The following is a 23,038-nucleotide window of genomic DNA, read 5'->3' on the forward strand; positions in this document are numbered from 1 at the left end:
CATGTCCGTTTACCAACAGATCGCGTCGGCGACGGCGCCCCTGACCCTTTGCGGCAGCCCGCCGGGGGCAGTGCCGTTGATCCTCACCGATCTGGCGCGCCAGCATAAGGAGCGGATTGTGTTTGTCGCGGCTGATGATTCGGCGATGGCGGCAACGGCGCAGATTGCGGCGCAAATGGCGCCTGATCTGAAGATTGCGACACTCCCGGCATGGGATTGCCTGCCCTATGATCGCTCCTCGCCCTCTGCGGCGGTTTCGGCAGCGCGACTGGAAACTCTGCACGCACTGGAACAAGGTCTGGAAAAAGGCCCTAAGCTGGTCGTCACCACTGCCAATGCGCTGATCCAGCGCAACCTGACGCCGTTTCGCATCCGTGCCTTTGCCAGAACGCTGCGAAAAGACGAACAATGCGACCGCGAAGCGCTGATCCGGCATTTGCAGGGTCTGGGCTATAGCCGCACCGATACTGTCGCCGATTTTGGCGAATATGCCGTGCGCGGGTCGATTGTTGATCTTTATCCGTCCGGCGCGGAACATGGCCTGCGGCTTGATTTCTTCGGTGATGAGATTGAGACCATCCGCCTGTTCGATCCGGCCAGCCAACGGACGGTGGAGAGTATAGAGAGCTATCAGCTTCTCCCTGCATCTGAAGTAGTACTCGATGAAGACAATATCACACGCTTCCGCAGCCGCTATCGCGAACTGCATGGCGCAGAGGGCACCAGCGATCCGCTCTATCAAGCGGTCAGTGAAGGCCGCCCGCTGGCCGGTATGGATCATTGGTTGCCGCTTTTCGAGGAACGGCTTGAACCGCTATTTGCACATTTTGACGCGGACGACCTGATCCTGCGCGACAATGGCGCGGCGATTGCCATGGAGCAGCGCTTTGAGGCGATTCAGGACTATTATAACAGCCGCATAGAAGCACAGGCCCGCGACAATACCACCTATCGCCCGCTGGCGCCCGATACGCTGTATGCCAGCAAGGACGAACTCGACGCGCTAATCGCTAATGTTGCGGCGCATCAGCTTTCGCCCTTCCATGAGCCGGAGAGTGACGGCGTGATCGATATGGGCTTCTCGCCCGGTCGCGACTTTGCACCGGAACGCAAGGCAATGGGTAGCAATGGGGGCAGCATCTACACCGCCGTCACCCAGCATATCGGCAATAACAAAGCCAAGGGTCTGGCGACGATCATTGCCAGCTACACCGATGGCTCACGCAGCCGGAAGCAGAGCCTGTTGGAAGAACATGGCCTGGGCGATATCGCAGTTGCCAGCGATTGGCCAGGCGCGCTTGCCATAGCGCGAAGCGGCAAGACCGCGATGCTGACCATGGCGGCGGAGACAGGCTTCGCCAATGACAGTCTGGAACTGCTCACTGAACAGGATCTGCTTGGCGACCGTCTGGTGCGCCGCAGCCGCAAGGGCAAAAAGGCCGAGACTTTCCTCAGCGAACTGGCGACTCTCTCGACCGGCGATCTGGTAGTGCATGTCGAGCATGGTATTGGCCGCTATGACGGCCTGATTTCCATCCCCGTCGGCGAAAGCCCGCATGATTGCGTCGCCCTCACCTATGCCAATGACGATCGGCTCTATGTTCCGGTGGAGAATATCGATGTCCTCACCCGCTATGGCAGCGATGGCGAGGGTGCATCGCTGGATAAGCTGGGAGGTGAGGCATGGCAGCGCCGCAAGTCCAAGCTCAAAGACCGCATCCGCGCTATTGCTGGCGAGCTGATGAAAACCGCCGCTGCACGCGCCCTGCGTAGTGCCGAACGGATTGGTTTGGATGCCACGCCTTATGCGGCTTTTGTCGACCGTTTCCCTTATGAAGAAACCGAGGATCAAGAACGGGTGATTGCCGAGGTTCTCGATGATCTAGGCGATGGCAAACCGATGGATCGCCTCGTCTGCGGTGATGTCGGCTTTGGTAAGACCGAAGTGGCAATGCGCGCCGCCTATGCGGTAGCTATGTCAGGGTTACAGGTCGCGGTAATCGCGCCCACCACCCTGCTCGCGCGCCAACACCATGCCGGATTTGCAGAACGCTTTCGCGGATTTCCGGTCAATGTTGGAAGACTGTCACGATTGGTGCCGGAAAAGGAGGCTAAGGCGACCCGTGCCGGTATCGCCGATGGCACTGTCGATATCGCCATCGGCACCCATGCACTGCTCGCTAAATCGCTCGATTTTAAGCGGCTTGGCCTTGTGATTATTGATGAAGAACAGAAGTTCGGCGTCACCCATAAGGAACGGCTGAAGCAGCTTAAAAACACCGTCCATGTCCTCACCCTGACGGCCACACCAATTCCGCGTACTTTGCAAATGGCGATGACAGGCCTGCGCGACCTTTCGGTGATCCAGACACCACCCGTCGACCGGCTGGCGGTGCGCACCTACGTCATGCCCTGGGATCCGGTGGTGCTGCGCGAGGCCTTGCTGCGCGAGCATTATCGCGGCGGCCAGAGCTTCCTCGTCGTACCTCGCATCAGCGATCTCAAGGATATGGAGGAATTCCTCAAAGAGGTCGTGCCAGAGGTCAAACCGATCACCGCGCATGGCCAGATGTCGGCGACAGTCGTCGAGGAACGCATGTCTGCCTTTTACGAGCGCAAATATGATGTGTTGCTTTCCACCACCATAGTCGAAAGCGGGCTGGATATCCCGACGGCGAATACCCTGATCATCCATCGCGCTGATCGTTTTGGCCTCGGCCAGCTCTATCAGCTTCGCGGTCGCGTCGGGCGTTCCAAGACCCGCGCCTATGCCTATTTTACAACACCGGAAAACCGGGTGCTGACCGAGACGGCTGAAAAACGCCTCAAGGTGCTGAGCGATCTCGATAGCCTGGGGGCCGGTTTCCAGTTGGCCAGCCATGATATGGACATTAGAGGCGCCGGAAATCTGGTCGGTGACGAGCAATCAGGACATGTCCGCGAGGTCGGTTTTGAACTCTACCAGGCTATGCTCGAAGAGGCGATTATCGAGGCCAAAACGGGCGACCTCGCCGATGATATGCGCGAGGAAGCCTTCTCGCCCTCAATCACCGTGGATGCGCCGATCCTGATCCCCGAAGACTATGTCCCCGATCTCGGCCTGCGCATGGCGCTCTATCGCCGCCTCAACAAGCTGGAGGATACCGCCGCGGTTGAGGCCTTTGCCGCTGAATTGATCGACCGTTTCGGGCCGATCCCTTCACCGACGGAAAACCTGCTCAAGATCATGCGCATCAAGCTCAACTGCCTGACCGCGCGTATCTCCAAGATCGATGTCGGCCCGCGCGGCGCAGTGGTCACCTTCCATCAAGACACATTCCCCAATGTGCCGGGGCTACTGGCCTATGTCGAACGGCTGAAAGGTGTCGCCAAAATCCGACCCGACCAGAAGCTGATGATAGCCCGCGTCTGGCGCGACCCGCAATCGCGGCTCAACGGCCTAATGCAATTGTCACGTGGCCTAGCTGGAGTGGCGAGCAAGGCAGCCTAATTCGCGCGCATGGCGAAGGTAATAAAGTCAGCATTATCAAGCGCTTCACCACCAAGGAAGCCCTGATAATAATGGCAGCCTTCTTCAGCGAGATGATCGCGTTGTGCGACATTCTCTACACCCTCGGCAATCACCTCCAGATCAAGTGCCAAACCCAGTGCGATGATCGAGCGCACAATCGTTTGGTCGCGCGGTGAGCCCTCAATATCGCGGCTGATCGCACCATCGATTTTGAGATAATCGAGCGGCAGCGATTTGAGGTATAACAGGCTGGAATAGCCGGTACCAAAATCATCAATCGCCACCCGCATATGCGTCTCACGCAACTTTTCACATAGCCGCGAAGCGCGCTTTAGATCGCTGATCAGAGCAGTTTCCGTGATCTCCACCGTAAGACGCGCAGCATCAAAACCCGAACTGTGCACCGTTTCGATCATGCTGTCGGCAAATCCGGGGATAGCGAGATCCTGAGCCGTCAGATTCACCGAAAGCCGGACATCGGATAAAGCCTCAGGCCAAGCCGCGGCATGTTGTAAAGCCTTACGCTGTATATAGTCAGACACCGGCTGCACCATCTCGGCGCGGCCGGCGACGGCGAAAAGAGTCGCCGCGCCCAGCTCTCCCAGCTCCGGATGCTGCCATCGCGCCAGAGCCTCAACCCCTGTCAGATGGCCATTGGCCATGGCAAATTGCGGCTGAAAACGGACGATAATCTCTTCCCTGTCAATCGCACGCGCCAGATCATTTTCCAGATTGGCCTCACGCGGCGGTGGTAAGTCGCTGCCGCGATCAACCCATTTGATCAGAACCGAAACATCTCCAAACAGGCCATCCATTCCCGCATCCAACCGGCCCAGTAATTGCTCTGGCGTTTCGGACTCCTTGCGCGATGCTAATGCGATCTGCGCACCGATAGACACAGCGCTATCATCCAGCAGGCTGTTGTCGTGCAGCATGGTGACGATTTCTTCCGCCATCCAGTTCCATTTATGCCGGTCACGCAGCGTTTCGGCGAGCAGATAGAACCCCCGATCATGCCGGAAGATCGCAATGTCATGGCTGCTGCAGTCAGTAGCAAACCGCAATATGCGCTCGCGCAAGGACGCAAGCATAGCATCCACTTTCGCGCGGTCATTATGGGCATTGAGTAGAGACAATCGCTGAAAAGCGATCCCCATGGCAAATTGATGTGCATGGTCTCTACAGGCGAGCCAAGATAAAGCCTGTGCTTTGCTGTCTTGACTAAAATCATCAGCGACCAGCGTCAGATTTGTAAGAGCCTGTTCGATAATGACCTTGATACGCTGCGGCCCATCATCGATAAAAAGATGATCTGCGCCATTGCGGATGCTGGTGCTCTCAGAGCCTTCCATTAGCACCGGGAGAGTGATCCTGGCTGATATCGGAGCAATATCGATACCTCTTGCCCCGTCATGATCTATAATCTCCAGACCCACATCTGCCTCATCCTCATCGGACGACAGGATAACGAAACCCGCCTGCTCCAGCCTGTTACACAGTTGCTGAATAGCGTGAGCATTGTCCTGATGCTGCTCGGCTTGCAGGATCGTAATCGAAGTCAGTGCTTTGCTCCCACCATTGTGCTGCGCTCGACAGATGTGGCCAATGTTTCTATAGCTTTAGCATTAACAGCTTATAACTTAAGCCAAAGCTGATTTGTCATTTCATCTTATGCACAGTGCCGGAGACCCGAATATGTTAGGCAAAACCGCACTGATGGCCTCTTCTACAGCCGACGCCACTGAAGCTGCCGAAAAACTGCGCGAGAGCTTTGATTGGTGTCCTATGGAAGAGGCAGAGCGAGTAGTCGCGCTCGGCGGTGACGGGTTTATGCTGCAAGTGCTGCACTCGATGCTCGCCAATGAGCGAATTATCCCGGTCTTTGGCCTCAATCGCGGCACAGTCGGCTTTCTGATGAATATCTGGAAGGATTCGCTGCAGAATTTCCCAAGGCGCCTCGATAAGGCAAAACATCTCACCGTGATCCCGCTCAGCATGACCGCGCGCACCATGGATGGCGAGACGTTCACCTATCCCGCTATCAATGAGGTATCGCTGCTGCGCGAAACAAGGCAGACGGCGAAGCTGGAAGTTTCGGTCAATGGTCGGGTCAGAATCCCGGAGCTGGTGGCCGATGGTGTGCTTGTCGCAACGCCTGCAGGCTCTACTGCCTATAATCTCTCTGCCAATGGCCCGATATTGCCGCTGGGTTCGCCGCTATTGGCCCTCACACCCATCAGCCCATTCAGGCCCCGCCGCTGGAAAGGCGCGATTTTGCAGGACAGCTCAGAAATCAGCATCAAGGTGCTGGAACCCGCGAAACGTCCGGTTAGCGTCGTCGCTGACCAAAAGGAAATCCGCGATATCTGCGAGATCAACATCCGCAAAGACAGCCGCAGAAGCCTGACTTTAATGTTTGATCCCGAGCATAGCCTGGATGATCGTATCGCGATGGAACAATTTGTTGTCTGAAGGGCTTGCCAAACCGGAAAAAGCGTTGCTATAGGGCCGCCTCGCTTCGGAGAAATCGTGAAGCCACTCCCCGATAGCTCAGCGGTAGAGCATTCGACTGTTAATCGAACGGCCGTTGGTTCGAATCCAACTCGGGGAGCCATTTCTTTCTGACATTGCCAGCCTTTAGAGGCCAGCGCAGCCCGGCGCGGGGATTACCCCAGCGCGCCGTGGCAATGCTTGTATTTGCGGCCTGATCCACAGGGGCATGGCGCGTTGCGGCTGATATTCATATGCGCATAGGGATTGCCCTCGCTGGCATCGACCGGATCAGCGGTCAGCACGCCTGCCCCCGGAACGACACCCGCCGGACTTTGGCGCGGCGGCAGGGCACTGGAGACAGTGCCGCGTGTACCGCCATCGATATCATTGCTGTTATCCTCGCCCGTCAGCGGATCGATATGCGTCGTAAGGAAATCCGGCAGATCGGGCAGCGGTTCCGGCTCGGCCACGCGATATTCGCTGGTCATCACCGTCTTGGTCACTTCCTCGCGGATCACCTCGAGCATCCGCTCAAACAGGCCAAAGGCTTCCTGCTTATACTCATTAAGCGGGGTTTTCTGGGCATAGGCACGCAGGAACACCACCTGACGCAGCGCATCGAGCGTCGAGAGATGCTCTTTCCAGTTATGATCCAGCGTCTGCAGCATGATCGACTTTTGGATCGAACCCCATAGCTCATCATCAAGATTGGCAATCTTCTCTTTTAATGAGCCTTCGCTGAGCTCGGATATCCGTTCTTCCAGAACATCCTGCGCCAATGCGTCCTCTTCCATCCAGCCATCGATATCGGGTGACAGTGCAAAAACCTCATCGAGATCCTTCTTCAGCCCATCAACATCCCATTGCTCGGGATAGGAACCCACCGGGCAATTGCGATAGACCACGGCATTGACGGTATCGAGGCGCATATTCTCAATGTCTTCCGACACATCCTCGCCATCCATAATCTCGGCGCGCTGCTCATAAATGACCTTGCGCTGATCATTCATCACATCATCATATTCAACCACCTGTTTACGCACATCATAGTTGCGCGCTTCGACCTTTTTCTGCGCTGTTTCAATCGCTTTGGAGAGCCATTTGGAGCCAATCGCCTCACCATCGGCAAGGTTCTTGTTCATCATCTTGGCAAATAGCGTATCCGGACCGAAGATGCGCAGCAGGTCATCCTCCAGGCAGAGATAGAAGCGCGACAGTCCGGGGTCGCCCTGACGGCCGGAGCGGCCACGCAACTGATTGTCGATACGGCGGCTTTCATGCCGCTCGGTACCGAGGACGAAAAGGCCACCAGCATCAAGAACGCGTTGTTTCTCTTCGGCAATCTCGGCTTTCAGCTTCTCGACAGCCGCATCGCGCTCCGGGCCCTCGGGCATGTGGCCTAGTTCATCTTCGATGCGGAAATCGAGATTACCACCGAGCTGAATATCGGTACCGCGACCCGCCATATTGGTGGCAATGGTCACCGCGCCGATACGCCCGGCCTGCGCCACAATATGCGCCTCGCGCTCATGCTGGCGCGCATTCAGCACCTCATGCTTCACGCCTTCCTGATTGAGATATTCCGACAGCAGTTCGGACTTCTCAATCGAGACGGTGCCGACCAGTATCGGCTGGCCAATCTCGTTCTTCTCAGCAATCGCCTTGGCAATCGCCTGGAATTTGTCCTGCGTGTTTTTGTAGAACTCATCTTCCTCATCGATGCGCTGCACCGGCACATTGGTGGGGATGGAGACGACATTCATCTTGTAGATGTCGAAGAATTCCGCTGCTTCGGTCGCCGCGGTGCCGGTCATGCCCGACAGCTTGGGGTACATACGGAAATAGTTCTGGAAGGTAATCGAGGCGAGCGTCTGGTTTTCCGGCTTGATCGCCACGCCTTCCTTGGCCTCAACCGCCTGGTGCAGACCATTGGACCAGCGGCGGCCATCCATCATGCGCCCGGTAAACTCGTCAATGATGACCACCTTATCATCCTTGACGATATAATCAGTGTCGCGCTTGAACATCACATTGGCTTTGAGCGCCTGATCAAGATGATGCACGACCTGGGTGTTCTCATAATCATAAAGGTTGGTGCCAACCAATAGCCCCGCCGCTTCGAGCAGACGTTCGGCTTTCTCAATGCCGTCCTCGGTTAGCGAGATATTGCGGGTTTTCTCGTCCTTCTCATAATCTTCTTCTTCAATCTTCTGCACGACCTCATTGACCGCAACATAAAGCTCGGACTTGTCATCGGTCGGGCCAGAGATGATCAGCGGTGTCCGCGCCTCATCGATCAGGATCGAGTCAACCTCGTCAACAATCGCGAAGTTGAATGGCCGCTGCACCATCTGGCTGCGATCATGCTTCATATTGTCGCGCAGATAGTCGAAACCCAGCTCATTATTGGTGGCATAGGTGATATCCGCAGCATAAGCGGCGATGCGCTCTTCTTCCTGCAGATTGGGAACAATCACCCCGGTAGTGAGGCCGAGAAAGCGATAAATCTGTCCCATCCATTCGGCATCACGCGCAGCGAGATAGTCGTTGACGGTAACGACATGCACGCCCTTGCCTTCAATTGCATTGAGATAACAGGCCAGTGTCGCCACCAGCGTTTTACCCTCACCGGTGCGCATTTCAGAGATTTCGCCGCGATGCAGCACAATGCCGCCAATCAGCTGCACATCAAAATGGCGCATACCGGTTACGCGGACTGATGCCTCGCGCACGACAGCAAAGGCCTCGGGCAGGATAGCATCGAGCGCTTCACCATTGGCCACACGCTCGCGAAACTCGCCGGTTTTGGCTTTCAGCTCATCGTCTGAAAGCGCCTGCATATCAGGCTCTAAAGCGTTGATCTGATTAACGATCTTGCCGAGCGATTTGACATAACGGTCATTGGATGAACCAAAGAGATTTTTTGCCAGATTACCAAACATGGCGGGATTCCTTGCGATATTCAGATGGGGGATAGCCTGCGCAATCCTATGGCAGACAAAATACAATTACTGGTTAAGCAGCGGGGGTAGCCGCTATTGGCGCGTTATTCGCGTGAAAGATCGTGACGGATCGGCGGGCTGGAGTGAGTATCCGCTGGATCGACCGGAAGCACGGGCGCTGCAACGCCCAGAACCGCCAATGGCTGGTGGCGCACATCGCGGCTAACGGCTTCAAATTGCTGATAATGTGCGGCATTGGCTGCCGGCTGCTGCCCGATGGCCGCGCTGTCGAGCATTTCTGCGGCTGCTTCGGCCGGACATGCGGCATGCGCCACCGAAACACCGTTCAGCAGCACCAACAGGCAAATCAACGCTCGTGACATATTCGTCAGCATGGAACGCCATATAGGGACATTCGCGCCGTTGGTCCATGGTGGAGCGCGCAGTTTTTCAAAGGCTCTTGCCGAAAACCATAAGCTGGCTATCACGGGCACCATGTTAGAGACTTCACCGCTTGCTGTGCCCTTCCCTGAAATGCCTGATATTGACGGCGTGACACTGCGACTGGCGCATGCGCGTTATAAGGATTGGGACAGGGCAGACCTAACCTTCGTCGCTTTAGAAGAAGGCACCCATGTAGCAGGTGTGTTCACCCGCAATATCTGCTGCTCTACCGAGGTCGAAATGGGCCGCGAACAGATCAAACAGGGACAAGCACGTGGGCTGATTGTCAATGCAGGCAATGCCAATGCCTTTACCGGCGCGCGTGGGCGTGAAGCTGTCGAAGCGATTATGGCGCAGGTCTCGGACTATTTGGAATGCCCAAAGGAACGGGTTTTCGTTTCGTCCACGGGGGTAATAGGTGTTCCGTTGCCCAAGGATCGTGCCGAAGCCGGTGTCCGGTCAATCTTGACCGCATCTCCCTGTAGCTGGCGCGACGCAGCACAGGCCATAACCACCACCGACACCTTTCCCAAAGGTGCGACCGCCAGCGCGATTGTTGATGGCCGTAGCATAACCCTGTCCGCCATTGCCAAGGGTTCAGGCATGATCGCGCCCGATATGGCGACCATGCTCGGCTATATCTTCACCGATGCCGCGATTGCGCCTGCATTTCTCCAGCAACTGCTTTCCGACGCCAATAGCGGCAGTTTCAATTGCATCACTGTCGATAGCGACACCTCCACCAGCGATACGGTATTGCTCTTCGCAACAGGCAAGGCAGGCAATGCCCCCCTCACCTCTTATGATGATCCGGGTGCCGATGCCTTTGCTTCCGCACTGAAGCAGGTGTGTGAAGACCTGGCGCATCAGATTGTCCGCGATGGCGAAGGCGCGAGCAAGTTTATCGCGGTGCAAGTCTCCGGCGCAGTCGATAACGCCAGCGCGCGACAGATCGGCCTCGCCATTGCCAATTCCCCACTGGTCAAGACCGCCATCGCCGGAGAAGATGCCAATTGGGGCCGGGTGGTGATGGCCGTTGGAAAAGCCGGACAACCCGCCGACCGCGACCAGCTTGCCATTCGCTTCGGCAATCAATGGGTCGCGCGGGAAGGCCGTGCCATTGATGATTATGATGAGGCTTTAGCAACCGCACATCTGAAACAGCCTGAGGTGGAAATCGGCGTCGATATCGGCCTCGGTGATGGCCGAGCCACGGTGTGGACCTGCGATCTGACCCATGGCTATATCAGTATCAATGCGGATTATCGTAGCTGATGGCAGCGAGACCCCATCCGCTGGATCGCGCCGTTACTGAGTTGCTGCGTCAGGTCGCCGATGATCTGGTAATGCCCTATTTCCGCAATCTCGGCGCGGCGGATATTGCCGAAAAGTCGCCCGGTGATCTTGTTACAAAGGCGGATCAGCTTAGCGAAGAAGCACTGCATCAAGGCCTTGCAAAATTGCTGCCCGACGCTGTGGTTGTCGGTGAAGAAGCCTGTGAGTCAGACCCGTCATTAAAGGCTCAAGCTGGCGCGCCACAAGCATGGATTATCGACCCGATTGACGGCACCGGCAATTATGCTGCGGGCAATACACCTTTCGGCATGATTGTCGCGCTGGCAGAGAATAATCGCACTATTGCAGGGTGGATTTACGATCCGGTGCGCAAGCGTATCTGCCACGCACATTATCGTGCAGGTGCATTTATCGACAGCGAACAGGTCCGTATCAGCTCTAACCTACCGGAGCGCCCCAATGCCGCACTGGCGATGCGCTACATGACCGAGCAACAACGCGAAAAGGCGCTTGCCATTGCCGAGGAACACTATGAGCTGATGCCAATACCCAATTGCTCAGCCGAGCAATATCTGCTGTTGGTACAGCGCCAGCATCATTTGACAATTTTTGAGCGCACCCTGCCCTGGGATCATGCCGCCGGTGTGCTGTTTCTCAACGAAGCCGGCGGCAAAGCAGCACGTTGGGATGGCAGCGAATACCGCCCCGGCGATGATCGCAAAGGCATGCTGGGAGCGTCAAATCCGGCCATATGGGAACAGGCGGTGGAACTGTTTGAGAGGGGATTATAAACAAAGTGCCCCTCCTCTTCAGAGGAGGGGTTGGGGTGGTGGCGAGGCGAAGCCGAGTTCGCGCCAGCGAATTCTTCATTTGTCGCAGCACCACCCCGCTGCGACTAAGGGCCTTACGGCCCTAGGTCTCACTGCCCCTCCTCTGAAGAGGAGGGGAGATTCAGGCTCAGCCGGGAAGTGCACCCTCAAGCCAATCCTTAAGCTGGCTTTTCGGTGCTGCCCCAACTTTCTCGGCAACCTTCTCGCCCTTGTCGAAAAGGATCATGGTCGGGATACCGCGCACGCCATATTTAGCCGGAGCATCTGGGTTATCATCGATATTGACCTTGGTAATGGTCACCTTGTCGGCCATTTCATCGCTGATTTCTTCGAGCGCCGGGCCGATCATCTTACACGGACCGCACCATTCTGCCCAGAAATCGACCAATACCGGGCCATCCGCACCCAATACGTCGGACTGAAAACTATCGTCGGTTACTGCTTTTGTCGCCATTATATGTCTCCTTACTTGTACCTGAAACTAGGCCCTGATCGCCAAAGCGCAAGGGCATGCGGCTACAGCTTTGCTTGAAAGCCCTATACCCATTCTTTCGTGATGTCAGACAGGATGGTTTCATCCAGCCACAGCATTTTTGCGGTCGCGGTATAGAGCAGGCCGATACGCACATCACGCTCCGGGTAAATATGCTGCAGTGCCAACCGGTAGGCCGCCATTTGCCGCAAATGGGCCTTGGGAATGGCGTCCACATTCTCCGGCGGGTTGCGCCCGGTTTTGAAATCAATCGCAGTTATAGCGTCATCCGCGATCAACAACCGATCAATCGTACCGCTGATAACATGGCTGCCCACCGGCACCGCCAAAGGCACCTCCGCGCGCGATCCGGGACCGAATATCGGTGCAAATTCCGGCGCGTTTAGGATCGATAGAACCAGAGCCACCATATCTGCGCGCTCTGCATCGGTGAAATCCGATGCGCGACGTGCAAGCCATGATCCGGCACGTTCAGCGCGACTATCAGGCGCGATTTCCGGCAATCTTTCAAACAGTGAGTGTAGTAATTTGCCGCGTTCCGCCGCTTTACGCATCGCCGGAGTGTCAATCGGCGGTGAGGCCCATTCATCCTCACCGAGAGATGAAGGCGCCAATGGTCGCGGTGGACGTGCTTCCTCTGGTGCGGAACGTGTTGTCCATTCGAGCAGATTACTGGCCGCATGTATCACCTCAGTCGATCCGCTCTGGGCTGTACTTTGGATAAACTGCTCAGGATCGCCAAAATGCCAATTCTGTCCCCAGATCGCATCGTCTTTAGGCACTATGTCCTGTGTGCCCATAACCTCAGCTGCCAAAGCGTGCCAGCTATCGGGTGCCACCATGCCGGTGCGACCATTGGCCGTGCCCGCCAGATACAGCCGCTCTTCCGCGCGCGTCATCGCCACATAGGCAAGCCGCCAATGCTCAGCTTTGGCTAGGTCTTCCTCTTCCCGATACGCCTCTGCAACCGGCCCGAAACGCTCCGCCTTTGGGACAGGTAGCAAGGGTAAAGTCAGCAGTTCGCCAAACTCATCCTTTACCTTCAGATCAATAGCATTGGTCGGCGACGCATCGGGATCAGTGGCGCTGTCAGCAAGAATAACAATCGGCGCTTGCAGGCCCTTCGCCCCGTGCACAGTCATTACCCGCACTTCGTCGCTGCCCTTCACCTCACGTTTAATCTCGGTATCCGATGCCTCAAACCAGTGCAGGAAGTTCTGCATTGTCGGGTGATGATCGCGCTCAAAGCCCTGTGCAATCGCCAAAAATTCGTCGAGCGGGTCAAGACATTCCGGGCCAAGCCTCGCGATCAGCTTTGCCCTGCCCTGCATTGATCCGCTCAATAGTTGCTCGAAAAAGCCATAGGGCGTGTCATAATCGGCCATGGCGAGCAGCGCGTGAAGCTGCGTCAATGCCCTGACATCCTCAGCCAGAGTCTGGCCAAGATGTCGCCATAACGAGAGACCGAAAGGCCGGTCCGCGGCTCTATCCAACTGCTCATGGTTCCAGCCTATCAGCGGTGACACCAGCAGATTGGCGAGATTAAGATCATCATGCGGCTGCAGCGTGAAGCGCGCCGCCGCGCACATATCGCGCACCGCCAGGGGTTGGCCGACACGCAGCCGGTCAATCCCAGCCACCGGGATGCCGCGCGCATAAAGCCGTGCAACAATCAGCCGCGCCAGATCGCCACGTTTGCGCAGCAGGATCATGATGTCGCCCGGCGTTGCGCGGCGCGGGGTCTTGCCTTTGTTCAACTGCAGCCCGCTATCCAGCCAGACACGCACCTGATTGGCGACATTGTCCGCCAATTGCCGATCAGGTTCGGACAGCCAGCCCTCAACATCATCGCCGACAGCCAGATCGGCCGCATCCTCCTGATCCGCACCTATGGCCGACCATAGGGTGACGCTGCCTGGGAAATTCTGCCCCTTATGCGGTGGAGACGGCTCGGGCAGATGCAAGGCCTCTGCGCCAAGATGGTCAAGACAGGCATCGACAAAGTCCAGCATCTTCTGCGCCGAACGGAAGCTGCGCGCCAGAGACAATTGCTGCATCCGCCGTTCAGACTGGCTGATCACTTGCGAAAAGCGGATCTTCGCGGCTTCATAATTGATCGGATTAGTGCCCTGAAAGCTGTAAATCGCCTGTTTGAAATCCCCGACGGTAAACAAGGTGCGATGCTTCTGCGCAGCACCTTCACCAGCAAAGAAGTCCGAGGTCAGTCCGGCGACAATCTGCCATTGCAGCGCATTGGTATCCTGCGATTCATCGACGAGAATATGGTCAAAACGCCGGTCGAGCTTGTAGCGTATCCATTCGGCCATGCTGCTGTCGCGCAGCAGATCGGCGGCATTGCGGATCATATCGTCAAAATCGAGTACACCATCGCGGCGCTTGCGGCTGTCAAAGGCGGAACCGAAACGGCGGCCCAGCTCCAATGCGGGGATTGTGCGTTCCGCCAGAGCAATAAGGGCGCGCTTCTCCAGAACTGCGCTTATTTCTTCAATGAGCGCATAGGCATAGGATTCATAGTTGCCGTCAGCTTTGAGCTGGCCGGAACTGATTTTGCGCGGCTCGCCGTCCTTTTTCAGAACACATTGCGCCAGATCATCCAGCATGGCGAGACGCGCCTCACCATCAGCGCTCTGCCAGCGGATAATGGTGTCGCAAATCCCCTGCCCGGTCTTGGTGTTCCATGCAGCGTTAGCACTATGCATTGCAGAAAGCAGGTGATCTGAGACAGCACCTTGCCTCAGCGATTGCGCAAGACTTTCCAAACTGTCATTTTCATCCAACCCCAGCCCGCGCCGGATAATCGGGCCGAGGGGTCTGTCAGGATGTTTCCATAAATCCGGCCGCGCCGCACAGCGTTGCAGAAACGCCATAAAGCGCTCTTCACCCAGCGATAGCGCCAGTTCCTTGACTGTATCAAACAGCCCCTCATCACGCGCCTGCTCGGCATCGATAAGCAAATTGGTCAGCGCATCTTCGGTGAGTTCGCTGCGTTCCATTTCGTCCAGCGCGGCAAAGCCGGGGGCTATGCCCGCCTCTACCGGGAAGCTGGCGAGCAGCGACTGGCAGAAGCTGTGAATCGTCTGGATCGCAATGCCGCCGCCTGGTGCATCAAGTACAGCGGCAAATAATGTCCGTGCGCGCGCCAGGGTTTTCGGGCCGATATCGGCGTTGATCGCACTTAAATCTTTGGCCAGCTCGGTATCATCAGCCTGCACCCATTTCGCCAGCTGGGTACTGATACGCTCGGCCATTTCCGCAGCCGCTGCTTTGGTAAAGGTCAGGCAGAGGATGTTTTCCGGGCGTACTCCGGGAGTCAATAACTGTCGGAAAACCCGCGAGGTAAGCACCTGTGTCTTACCGGTTCCCGCAGATGCGCTGAGCCAGATGGTATCCTGCGGCACCACAGCCGCGCGCTGATCATCGACCAGTGAAAAGAGAGAACCAGAACCGCTCACGCGCTGCTCTCCCGCCCTCTGCTATACCATTCATCAAGACGACTGAGATCATCATAGTCATTAAAGCCCGGATAGTCGGGATTCACTTCAGCAGTGAAAGGCTCATCACCGAAAATCCAGCGATCGAGCGCGTCATCGATATAGCGGACCATTTCGGGCATAAACTCGTCCGGTGCCAGCCCGGAGCGTTTCTTGCCCACTTTCAATGGCTGGTCGCGATAGCCAAATCCATCAGCCTTGTTACGCGCCAATGACCAATATTCGACGCTTTCAATCCGTCCCGTTATTCCCTCAAAACCGCCGCATTCAGCGATCAGTGACAGCACGCCCAATTGCATGGCATAGCCGGTCTCCACCTGCCGCGCTGTGGGCGGCTGGCCGGTCTTGTAGTCGATGATGATGAGGCCGTTATCGGCAGTGCGATCGATACGATCCGCCGTACCTTTGAGCGTAATATCATGATAATCGATCCGGCCGGTTGCTTCGGCAGCGAGAACGGTACGGCCTTCAGCACGCAGTCGCTCGGTTTCATCAGCAATCCATTGCATCGCCGCATCGATACGCGGACGCCAGACCGCGCGCAGGATCGGGAAATCGATCTGTTCTTGCCAGAAGCGATCAAGACGCTTCGACAGCAGCGCGGGATCACTATTGTCCAGCTTGACCCAGTCTTCCAATATCGCATGCACCGCAATGCCGCGCCATGCCGCCGTCGGTCTGGCATCAGGCGCATCTATCGAGCGCAGTCGCAAAATCTTGCCAGCATAAAAGGCGAAGGGCGCGCCACGCAGCCGGTCAAGATCGGTGGCGGCCAGTGTCACCTGTCGCCGCTCTGCGGAGGGAGCCGGGGCCGGTGTGCCAATCCTGACCGGCGGCAATTGTCGATCAAGATTGCGCGCTATGGCCAGCGTCTCTGTATCCCGCTGTAGCCGATCCCCCAGCATCGCCTGCAAACGTCGCAAAAACGGGGATGCAATAGTGATACCCTCACCGTCGCGCGCCGAGCGGGTCAGCACACATTCCGGTGCGCCCAAAGCGGCTGCCAGATCATGCGCGCTGAGGCCGTTACTGTACTCTGCAGTCGGCATATTCAGTTTGCGGCGCAGCACCGGCGGGATGAACGGATCGGGTTGTGTTTGCTGCGGCCATTTGCCTGCATTCAAACCGGCGCAGATCATCAGATCGGCCCGCTGCAATCGCGCTTCGAGCAAGCCCAATATCGCCACGCGCGGATGCTGGCCATAGCCCGGACGGATAGCGCTTTCGCTGAAGAAGCCGCGCAGCAGCAACGGCATATCATCTGCTGCACAGGTCAGAGAAGCCTGCTCAGCCTCGCCCTCAAGTGCGGAAAGCGCATCCGCCAGCGCCCTGCCCGCCTGCCCCTGCCAGATAGCCGATTGTGTTAATCGATCCGCACAGTCGCGCGCAGCGGCAAGCAATAGGGTTAGTGGATAATCACTTGCGGTCGAAAGGGCTGACAGTGGTGCGAGATCACTCGACTGAAGCTGCTCCCACAACGCGGCAACAGTCTCTCCCTTCTTGCTGTCCTGCTGGCCGCGATCAGCAAAGTGTCGATTGATCTGACGGGTAATTGCTTCAAGCCCAAGGCCATTTCTCGGGCCGCGTAAAGCCAAGTCTAGCGCCCGGACCTTGGTCAGCCATTCTCCGCGCAAGTCCTCGCCGGTCACCAGCGGATGTTTCAGCATATCGAGCAAGGCAACCGGCGAAAAGCTGCTTGCCAGACATTCGGCGATAGAGAGAAACAGGCTGCCCGGAGGTGTTTCACCCAGCGGGCGACCAGCACTGTCATCGGCAACAATATCCCAGCGCGCCAGATGCTTGGCAACGCGGCGCGCCAATACCCGGTCGGGTGTCACCACTGCTACACGCTTTTCGGGCGTCTCTAATGCCTGCCGCACCAGTAGCGCAATCGTCTGGGCTTCTTCACCAATGGTATCGCATTCGATCAGCCGAACATTGGGCAGTCGCCGCTCGGCACTCTCCAGATCGCGCCAGCGTCCACTGTGCCGGGCGGGCAGGAAGATATTGCTGATCGTCCTACTTATGACGGGCGCAGAGGCTGCTTCGCCCGATCGATGCCAGTTGCGCACCTCATCTCGGCGAATGCTCATCCGCTCGAGCAGCAGCCGCATATGATATTGCGGGTGATTGATCTGATGTGCCGCCTCATTGTCATCCAAAGCGTCATCATCTGACTTAGGCGGCATGAGGTCTTGCCAGATATCCTCATCCAGATTGAGGTCGAGCCCCGGTAGAATAACACTGCCACCATCCGCAAAGGCCACCGCGCGCAACAGCCGCGCCACCGCAGGTGCAGGTGTCGCAATACCAGCGGCGATAATATCTCCCGATGTGCGATTGCGGATGGATTCAGCCGCCTGTGCGAATAACAGATTGCGTCGGGAAGCCGCATCCAGCCTTTGAAGCTGTGTCAGATAATCCTGCCATTGCTGCGCAACATGGTTCACCAGATCAAGCGTCACCTGCCAGTGCGTCGCCAGCTCTGCACGCTGATCCTCGGCCATGACCGACAGTGCTGCAAAATCATGCTCTTCCACCGCAAGCTGGTCGAGCATGACGGCAAATTGCCGTGCCAGACGAAAACTCTCGGCGAGACTGATCTCTCGCTTTTCTCGCCCCTGATAGTCGCGGATCAGGCCCGCCAACACAAATTGCCGATGCAGCGGGTCCATGGCGGCGGGAATATCGTCCTGCCCTACCGGATCGAGCGCAGCGCCGACCGATTCTCCAAGTTCCATATCGCCAATCGCGACCATTTTGGGCAGCAACAGCCCGCTATCGGACTGCCTAACAAAGGCGTCCATCATGGAACGGCGGGCACGCTGATTAGGAAGCAATAATGTGACCGAAGCCAGACCATCGGCGCGGTTTTTATAGCGGTTGACCAGACCGGTCGCGAGGGCATCAGCAAAGCCGCGATGCGGCAATATGGTGTAGATTGATGGCTGCGCGCGGTCAGCCATATTGCAGCAAATCTTCCGTCGGGGCGATGGCACCGGGCGTGCCGACATCACACCACAACCCTTCATGGATGGCACCGAACAGGCGACCCTCTTCTACTGCCCTCTCCCACAATATCCGTGTGGAGAACGGTCCTTCCGGGGCATCACGCAACAAGCGGTGCGAGACAATCTGGATGCCGGTATAGATATAGGGCGCAATGCGGCGTGGTTTGCGCCAGCTCAGGCGACCATGGCCGTCCATATGAAAGTCACCCATGCCCTTATGCTGCGAAGCGCGCTTGTGCGGCACCACCAGCAACAGCGCATCCATGCGGTCCGCATCCCAGAAATTGCTGAGCTCGGTGAACACATCGCGCGGACCATCGAGCCAGATATTATCGCTGTTGATACAGAAAAACGGGTCGCGCTCGATCAGCGGCAATGCCTTGACCATGCCGCCGCCGGTTTCCAGCAACAGGTCACGCTCATCGGAGATTTTCACCTCCATTGGCAGCGACATGACATCAAGATGCGCTTCGAGCGTATCCGCGAGATAGTGCACATTGACCACGGAACGGGTAATCCCTGCATCCCATAGCTTGCCAAACACATGATCAATCAGCGGCTTGCCCGCCACCGAAACCAGCGGTTTGGGCCGTGTTGTCGTCAATGGCCGCATCCGCTTGCCATAGCCGGCGGCCATGATCATCGCGGTATCGCTGGCCAAGGGCACGGCTCCGCTCATGCTTTCAACCTGTCAATCAGACCTTCGCCCTGACGATAATCATCGGGGATATTGGCAGCGAACCATTCGGCCAGCGGCGCGCAAGCCGGATGCGCCAGATCGCGCTCCAGATAGCGCCAGACGCGAGGGATATAATCGAGATAGCGGTCTTTACCATCGCGCTTCATAAGACGGGTGAAAATGCCAATAATTTTGAGATTACGCTGCGCGCCCAATAACGCGTAATCGCTCAGAAACCGGTCAGAAGCCCGTGTACGCGAGACGAAATAATCACACATTTCCTGTTCTAATTCCTCGGAAACATCGCGCCGCGCATCCTGCAATAGCGATACCAGATCATAGGCAGGATGACCGAGCAGCGCGTCCTGAAAATCAAGCAGGCCCTGCTTGTCTTCCTCCAGCAACATGATGTTTTCCGCGTGATAATCGCGCAGAACCACAACCGGGCGATCCTGTGCGGCCAGAACCGGTTCAAGTGCCTTATCCAGAGCGGCAGAAAAGCTCTGCTGGTCAATTTCCAGACCTTGTGCCGGACAATACCATTCACAGAATAACTCCGCCTCACGCTGGTAAACCTTTTGGTCATAAGGCGGCAAGCTCGGCAGCGTCTGGCGGTGCAGTGATGTCAGTGTCTTCACCGCCTTGCGATATATGGCAGCCTCATCCTCGGTAGCCATATCATCCACAGCCTCGCGCATGCGATCGGTGCCAAAATCCTCCAGCAGCACCAGTCCCGCTTCGGCATCGGCAGCAAAGATTTCCGGCGCGCGCAGGCCATTGCGACCGAGATACTCGGCAACATGCAGGAAAGGCTTCACATCCTCTTCAGGCGGCGGAGCAACCATCAGCATAGCCTGGCCCAGACCATTTTCCGGGGCCTTATGATCCACCCGATAATAGCGGCGAAAGGAGGCATCCCCCGGAATCGCTGACACTTTGGCCCCTCCCCAACCGGCAATCGCCAGAAAATCGTCAATCATCTGCGTCTGATTATTCGTACTCACGCAATCGTTCTTTCCATGTCTCTCCGGCGTCCAGCGTTATCGAACGCAATTCCTGATCGTCAACCGCTATCGTGATGGCAAGATGGTTGGGACCGGACATACCCCCCGCCATTTCGGGCCATTCAGCGATAATCACCGCGTCATCGCTCTGGTCTTCCAAGCCCAGTTCGTCAGCCTCTGCCGGATCTTCAAGCCGATAGAAGTCGCAATGCAGCAACGGCAAGCGCACTTCTGGTGGATCATAATGGTGCACAATCGCGAAGGACGGGCTCGCCACTTCCCCTCCATAACCCAAGGCTTGTATCATCGCGCGCGCCATGCTCGTCTTGCCAGCACCCAATGGGCCGCTGAGACCAATGGAGTCACCAATATGCAGCTTCGTGGCTAGTTGCGCTGCCCAATCGCGCATAGCCTGTTCATCGGCAAATCGGATCATTGCGGCAGGACAATCGTTACCATGGTGCCAACGTCAAGCTGGGAGGCGAGTTCAAACTGGCCGCCATGCGCCAGCACAATTTCACGTGCCAGAGCAAGACCCAATGCTGTGCGGCCTTTGCTGTCACCCTCTTTTGCGTCGGTCGAGGCAGCAATACCATCATTGATCGACGCTACCAAAGACGCAACCATGCCCGGACCGTCATCGGACAAGATCAACCGCAACGCCTGTGCTTGACGGCGGGCATCAATCACGATCCGACCCCTATCGCCAATATGCTCAATGCTGTTGTCCAATACATGGCCGATAGCCTGCGCCATGCGTTGCCGGTCAATTGCGACATCGCCGGCATCATGCGCAATGGTAACCGCGACATGATGGCCATGATGCTCAATCCGCGCCTCACGTTCGGCGAGCATATCGGCAAGGAAAGTCTTAATAGGCACCGATTGGAGCGACAGTGGCAGTGTACCGGCCTCACTCTGGCTTAGATCAAGGACGGTGTTGATCTGCTTACTGAGACGCTCCACCGATTTGAGGATCGCGTCGACATATTCCTCTGCATCCGATGTCAATGGACCTGCCAGGCCTTGCGCCAGCATCTCGGCAAAGCCGCCAATGGAGGTCAAGGGTGTCCTGAATTCATAGGACATATTGGCAAGGAATTCGGACTTGATACGTTCAGCACTGACCAGCGCCTCATTGCGTTCACGAAGCGCACTTTCAATATTCTGGCTGTCCGAAATGTCCAACATGGTGAAAAGTACGTTGCCATCGGGTAGCGGTATCGCAGCATATTCAAAATGCCGGTCATTGGTGAGGCGAAGCCGACCCGCCTTTTGCTTGCGTTCTACACTAGCCGAACGGATCACATCACGAACCTCGGATATGCGTGCTGGGCGTTTCAGCCGCTTGGCCAACACTTTCAGCAACTCATCAACGCGCGGATGAGCGGCGAGAATCTCTTCCTCTACCTGCCAGCTTTCACCAAAACGCCGGTTCCATAGATGCAGCTTTCCGTCGGGCGCAAACACCGCCAGCGCCTCGAACAAATTGTCGAACATCGCGGTGCGCACCCGCAAAAGCGTATCGCGCGCAGAGGCCAGTTCAACCTCCTTGCTGCGATCTTCAAAGAACAGCACCAGCCCGCCATCGGGCATGGGCTGCGCAATCACCCGCAAATGGGTGCCATCACCCAGCAGCCAGTTTTCCTCGCTTGCATCGGCATTGTGAAACCATTGCCTCCGCTCGAGGCGCCAAGCCGGGAAATCACGGGTTTCTGGCAACTTGCCGCCCTCGCGCATGCGGTCAAGCAGCCGGTCAAACTCAATATCGTCGGCAATCCATTGCTGACGGATAGCGAATAGTCGCTGGAATGACTGGTTGCTAAAGATAAGGGAGCGATCAGCGTTGAATTGGACTACGCCTGCGGACAGGCTGTCGAGCATATCGCGTTGCGCCTCGCGAAAACGGTGCAGAGCATTGCGCGCAGATTGCAAATCCTGCACGTCAATCGCATAGCCTGCAATGCCATTATTGCCGATGGGCACGTCGACAATTTCCAATGTCCGCCTGCCGCCATCGACCGTTGCAGAGACAGTACGCCTTTGTATTTCACCAGACTCGGCGGCATCGGCAGCGAATGCCTGAGCGCTGCGGCCATCAAGCGGCTCGACCAGCTCAATAGCCTGCGCGATTACCGCGTCCGCCTCGCTATGGCCCACCGCACGAACATAGGCGCTGTTGACCAGTGTCAGCTTGAGATCTGACGTGCGATACCACATCGGCATGGGCGCCGCTTCAATCAGGCCTGACAGTGCCTGAAACGCCCGGCGCGCCTCATCGGCGTCATGGCCAAGCTGCTCTATCTGCTCCTGACTCGCCGTGGCGTCATAAATCCACAGCAATGCCGCGTTGCCGGGCATCGTCGCAGGGTCTGACAGCTGACCCTTTATCAGCAACCGCCGACTCGACCTCGCTACGCGCACCTCAAGCGAAAAGCCGCTGCCGCTGCGTTGTGTAGCGCGGATCGCTTCATCCAGTGCTTTATGGTCATCGTCTTTAATACCCTGCCCTTGCGCGCCTTCATCGAGCAATTCAGAAAAATAAGCGGGCAATGCGTCCAGACCGAACCAGCGGCCAAGGCGTTCACTACCCTCCAAACGACCGTCGGAACGGACCAGCAATGGCTGTGTCGGGGATTCATCGAGTAACCGCGTCAGACGCTTGGATCGGCGCTGCAAGGTCCGCGCCTGAGATCGCATAGACAATCCGGTCAAAACCGCCCATCCCGCAGCAACAAACCACAGGGCAAAAAGCGCGATCAGACCTATCAGGGCAGTGGAAGAGACGGTCATCTGCGGTTCTATATGGAGGTAAATGCCATT

The 23,038-nt window shown here is 57.0% G+C and carries 14 protein-coding genes and 1 tRNA gene; 5 read left to right on the forward strand and 10 right to left on the reverse strand.

Translation table 11 applies throughout. The annotated features are described in order from the left end of the window. Window position 1: 1 nt before the first annotated feature. Window positions 2–3,490, forward strand: a complete 3,489-nt coding sequence (gene mfd / locus RB602_RS09610) for a transcription-repair coupling factor (RefSeq protein ID WP_317080345.1) — start codon at window positions 2–4, stop codon at window positions 3,488–3,490. Here mfd and RB602_RS09615 read toward each other — a convergent pair. Continuing rightward, on the reverse strand, window positions 3,487–4,947 hold the full coding sequence (locus RB602_RS09615; RefSeq protein ID WP_317080346.1) for an EAL domain-containing protein: 1,461 nt from the start codon (window positions 4,945–4,947) through the stop codon (window positions 3,487–3,489). The two genes, mfd and RB602_RS09615, sit on opposite strands and share 4 nt — an antisense overlap. Before the next feature lie 259 nt (window positions 4,948–5,206). Here RB602_RS09615 and RB602_RS09620 point away from each other — a divergent pair, with 259 nt between their 5' ends. Together RB602_RS09620 and RB602_RS09625 are read left to right on the forward strand one after the other, a co-directional pair. Further along, entirely contained in the window at window positions 5,207–5,983 is a 777-nt protein-coding gene (locus RB602_RS09620) for an NAD kinase (protein WP_317080347.1), read from the forward strand. Between the two features lie 67 nt (window positions 5,984–6,050). Beyond that, a tRNA-Asn gene (locus RB602_RS09625) sits at window positions 6,051–6,125 on the forward strand. A gap of 52 nt (window positions 6,126–6,177) precedes the next feature. On the opposite strand, the gene secA is transcribed toward RB602_RS09625, so the two are convergent. Next, a complete protein-coding gene (gene secA / locus RB602_RS09630; protein WP_317080348.1) occupies window positions 6,178–8,946 on the reverse strand; it encodes a preprotein translocase subunit SecA in 2,769 nt (922 codons plus the stop codon). A 104-nt stretch (window positions 8,947–9,050) separates the two neighbouring features. Next, window positions 9,051–9,443 carry a hypothetical protein gene (locus RB602_RS09635; RefSeq protein WP_317080349.1) on the reverse strand — a complete coding sequence of 131 codons (393 nt, stop codon included), beginning with the start codon at window positions 9,441–9,443 and terminating at the stop codon, window positions 9,051–9,053. Between RB602_RS09635 and argJ the strand changes: the two genes are divergently transcribed. Continuing rightward, window positions 9,442–10,665, forward strand: coding sequence for a bifunctional glutamate N-acetyltransferase/amino-acid acetyltransferase ArgJ (argJ, locus tag RB602_RS09640; RefSeq protein ID WP_317080350.1), 1,224 nt, complete (start codon window positions 9,442–9,444; stop codon window positions 10,663–10,665). The two genes, RB602_RS09635 and argJ, sit on opposite strands and share 2 nt — an antisense overlap. After that, the gene (locus RB602_RS09645; RefSeq protein WP_317080351.1) at window positions 10,665–11,477 is read left to right on the forward strand and encodes an inositol monophosphatase family protein; all 813 of its coding nucleotides are present in this window, start codon (window positions 10,665–10,667) and stop codon (window positions 11,475–11,477) included. The genes argJ and RB602_RS09645 overlap by 1 nt, the downstream gene beginning before the upstream one ends. 166 nt (window positions 11,478–11,643) lie before the next feature. Here the strand turns inward: RB602_RS09645 and trxA are convergent, their stop codons facing one another. From trxA to RB602_RS09680, 7 genes are all read right to left on the reverse strand, one after another. Further along, the gene (gene trxA / locus RB602_RS09650; RefSeq protein WP_317080352.1) at window positions 11,644–11,970 is read right to left on the reverse strand and encodes a thioredoxin TrxA; all 327 of its coding nucleotides are present in this window, start codon (window positions 11,968–11,970) and stop codon (window positions 11,644–11,646) included. 83 nt (window positions 11,971–12,053) lie between these two features. Continuing rightward, window positions 12,054–15,482 carry a double-strand break repair helicase AddA gene (gene addA / locus RB602_RS09655; protein WP_317080353.1) on the reverse strand — a complete coding sequence of 1,143 codons (3,429 nt, stop codon included), beginning with the start codon at window positions 15,480–15,482 and terminating at the stop codon, window positions 12,054–12,056. Next, the gene (gene addB, locus RB602_RS09660) at window positions 15,479–18,487 is read right to left on the reverse strand and encodes a double-strand break repair protein AddB (protein WP_317080354.1); all 3,009 of its coding nucleotides are present in this window, start codon (window positions 18,485–18,487) and stop codon (window positions 15,479–15,481) included. Before addB ends, addA begins: the two co-directional genes overlap by 4 nt. Then, window positions 18,480–19,211 (reverse strand): nucleotidyltransferase family protein, encoded by a 732-nt coding sequence (locus RB602_RS09665; protein ID WP_317080355.1) that lies wholly within the window; start codon window positions 19,209–19,211, stop codon window positions 18,480–18,482. Before RB602_RS09665 ends, addB begins: the two co-directional genes overlap by 8 nt. Further along, complete coding sequence (locus tag RB602_RS09670) at window positions 19,208–20,215, reverse strand: aminoglycoside phosphotransferase family protein (protein ID WP_406568347.1); 1,008 nt, start codon at window positions 20,213–20,215, stop codon at window positions 19,208–19,210. The genes RB602_RS09665 and RB602_RS09670 overlap by 4 nt, the downstream gene beginning before the upstream one ends. Further along, window positions 20,202–20,651, reverse strand: coding sequence for a tRNA (adenosine(37)-N6)-threonylcarbamoyltransferase complex ATPase subunit type 1 TsaE (gene tsaE, locus RB602_RS09675; RefSeq protein WP_317080356.1), 450 nt, complete (start codon window positions 20,649–20,651; stop codon window positions 20,202–20,204). Before tsaE ends, RB602_RS09670 begins: the two co-directional genes overlap by 14 nt. Then, a complete protein-coding gene (locus tag RB602_RS09680) occupies window positions 20,648–23,008 on the reverse strand; it encodes a PAS domain-containing sensor histidine kinase (RefSeq protein WP_317080357.1) in 2,361 nt (786 codons plus the stop codon). The genes tsaE and RB602_RS09680 overlap by 4 nt, the downstream gene beginning before the upstream one ends. Between the last annotated feature and the right edge of the window lie 30 nt (window positions 23,009–23,038).

Origin of the sequence: Parasphingorhabdus sp. SCSIO 66989, assembly GCF_032852305.1 — a bacterium.
Lineage (GTDB): Bacteria > Pseudomonadota > Alphaproteobacteria > Sphingomonadales > Sphingomonadaceae > Alterisphingorhabdus > Alterisphingorhabdus coralli.

Bases quoted from the DNA above. Each gene is read 5' to 3' on its own strand.
- mfd (WP_317080345.1), top strand. From the start codon at position 2: ATGTCCGTTTACCAACAGATCGCGTCGGCGACGGCGCCCCTGACCCTT.
- RB602_RS09620 (WP_317080347.1), top strand. From the start codon at position 5,207: ATGTTAGGCAAAACCGCACTGATGGCCTCTTCTACAGCCGACGCCACT.
- secA (WP_317080348.1), bottom strand. From the start codon at position 8,946: ATGTTTGGTAATCTGGCAAAAAATCTCTTTGGTTCATCCAATGACCGT.
- argJ (WP_317080350.1), top strand. From the start codon at position 9,442: ATGTTAGAGACTTCACCGCTTGCTGTGCCCTTCCCTGAAATGCCTGAT.
- RB602_RS09635 (WP_317080349.1), bottom strand. From the start codon at position 9,443: ATGGTGCCCGTGATAGCCAGCTTATGGTTTTCGGCAAGAGCCTTTGAA.
- RB602_RS09645 (WP_317080351.1), top strand. From the start codon at position 10,665: ATGGCAGCGAGACCCCATCCGCTGGATCGCGCCGTTACTGAGTTGCTG.
- trxA (WP_317080352.1), bottom strand. From the start codon at position 11,970: ATGGCGACAAAAGCAGTAACCGACGATAGTTTTCAGTCCGACGTATTG.
- addB (WP_317080354.1), bottom strand. From the start codon at position 18,487: ATGGCTGACCGCGCGCAGCCATCAATCTACACCATATTGCCGCATCGC.
- RB602_RS09665 (WP_317080355.1), bottom strand. From the start codon at position 19,211: ATGAGCGGAGCCGTGCCCTTGGCCAGCGATACCGCGATGATCATGGCC.
- tsaE (WP_317080356.1), bottom strand. From the start codon at position 20,651: ATGATCCGATTTGCCGATGAACAGGCTATGCGCGATTGGGCAGCGCAA.
- RB602_RS09680 (WP_317080357.1), bottom strand. From the start codon at position 23,008: ATGACCGTCTCTTCCACTGCCCTGATAGGTCTGATCGCGCTTTTTGCC.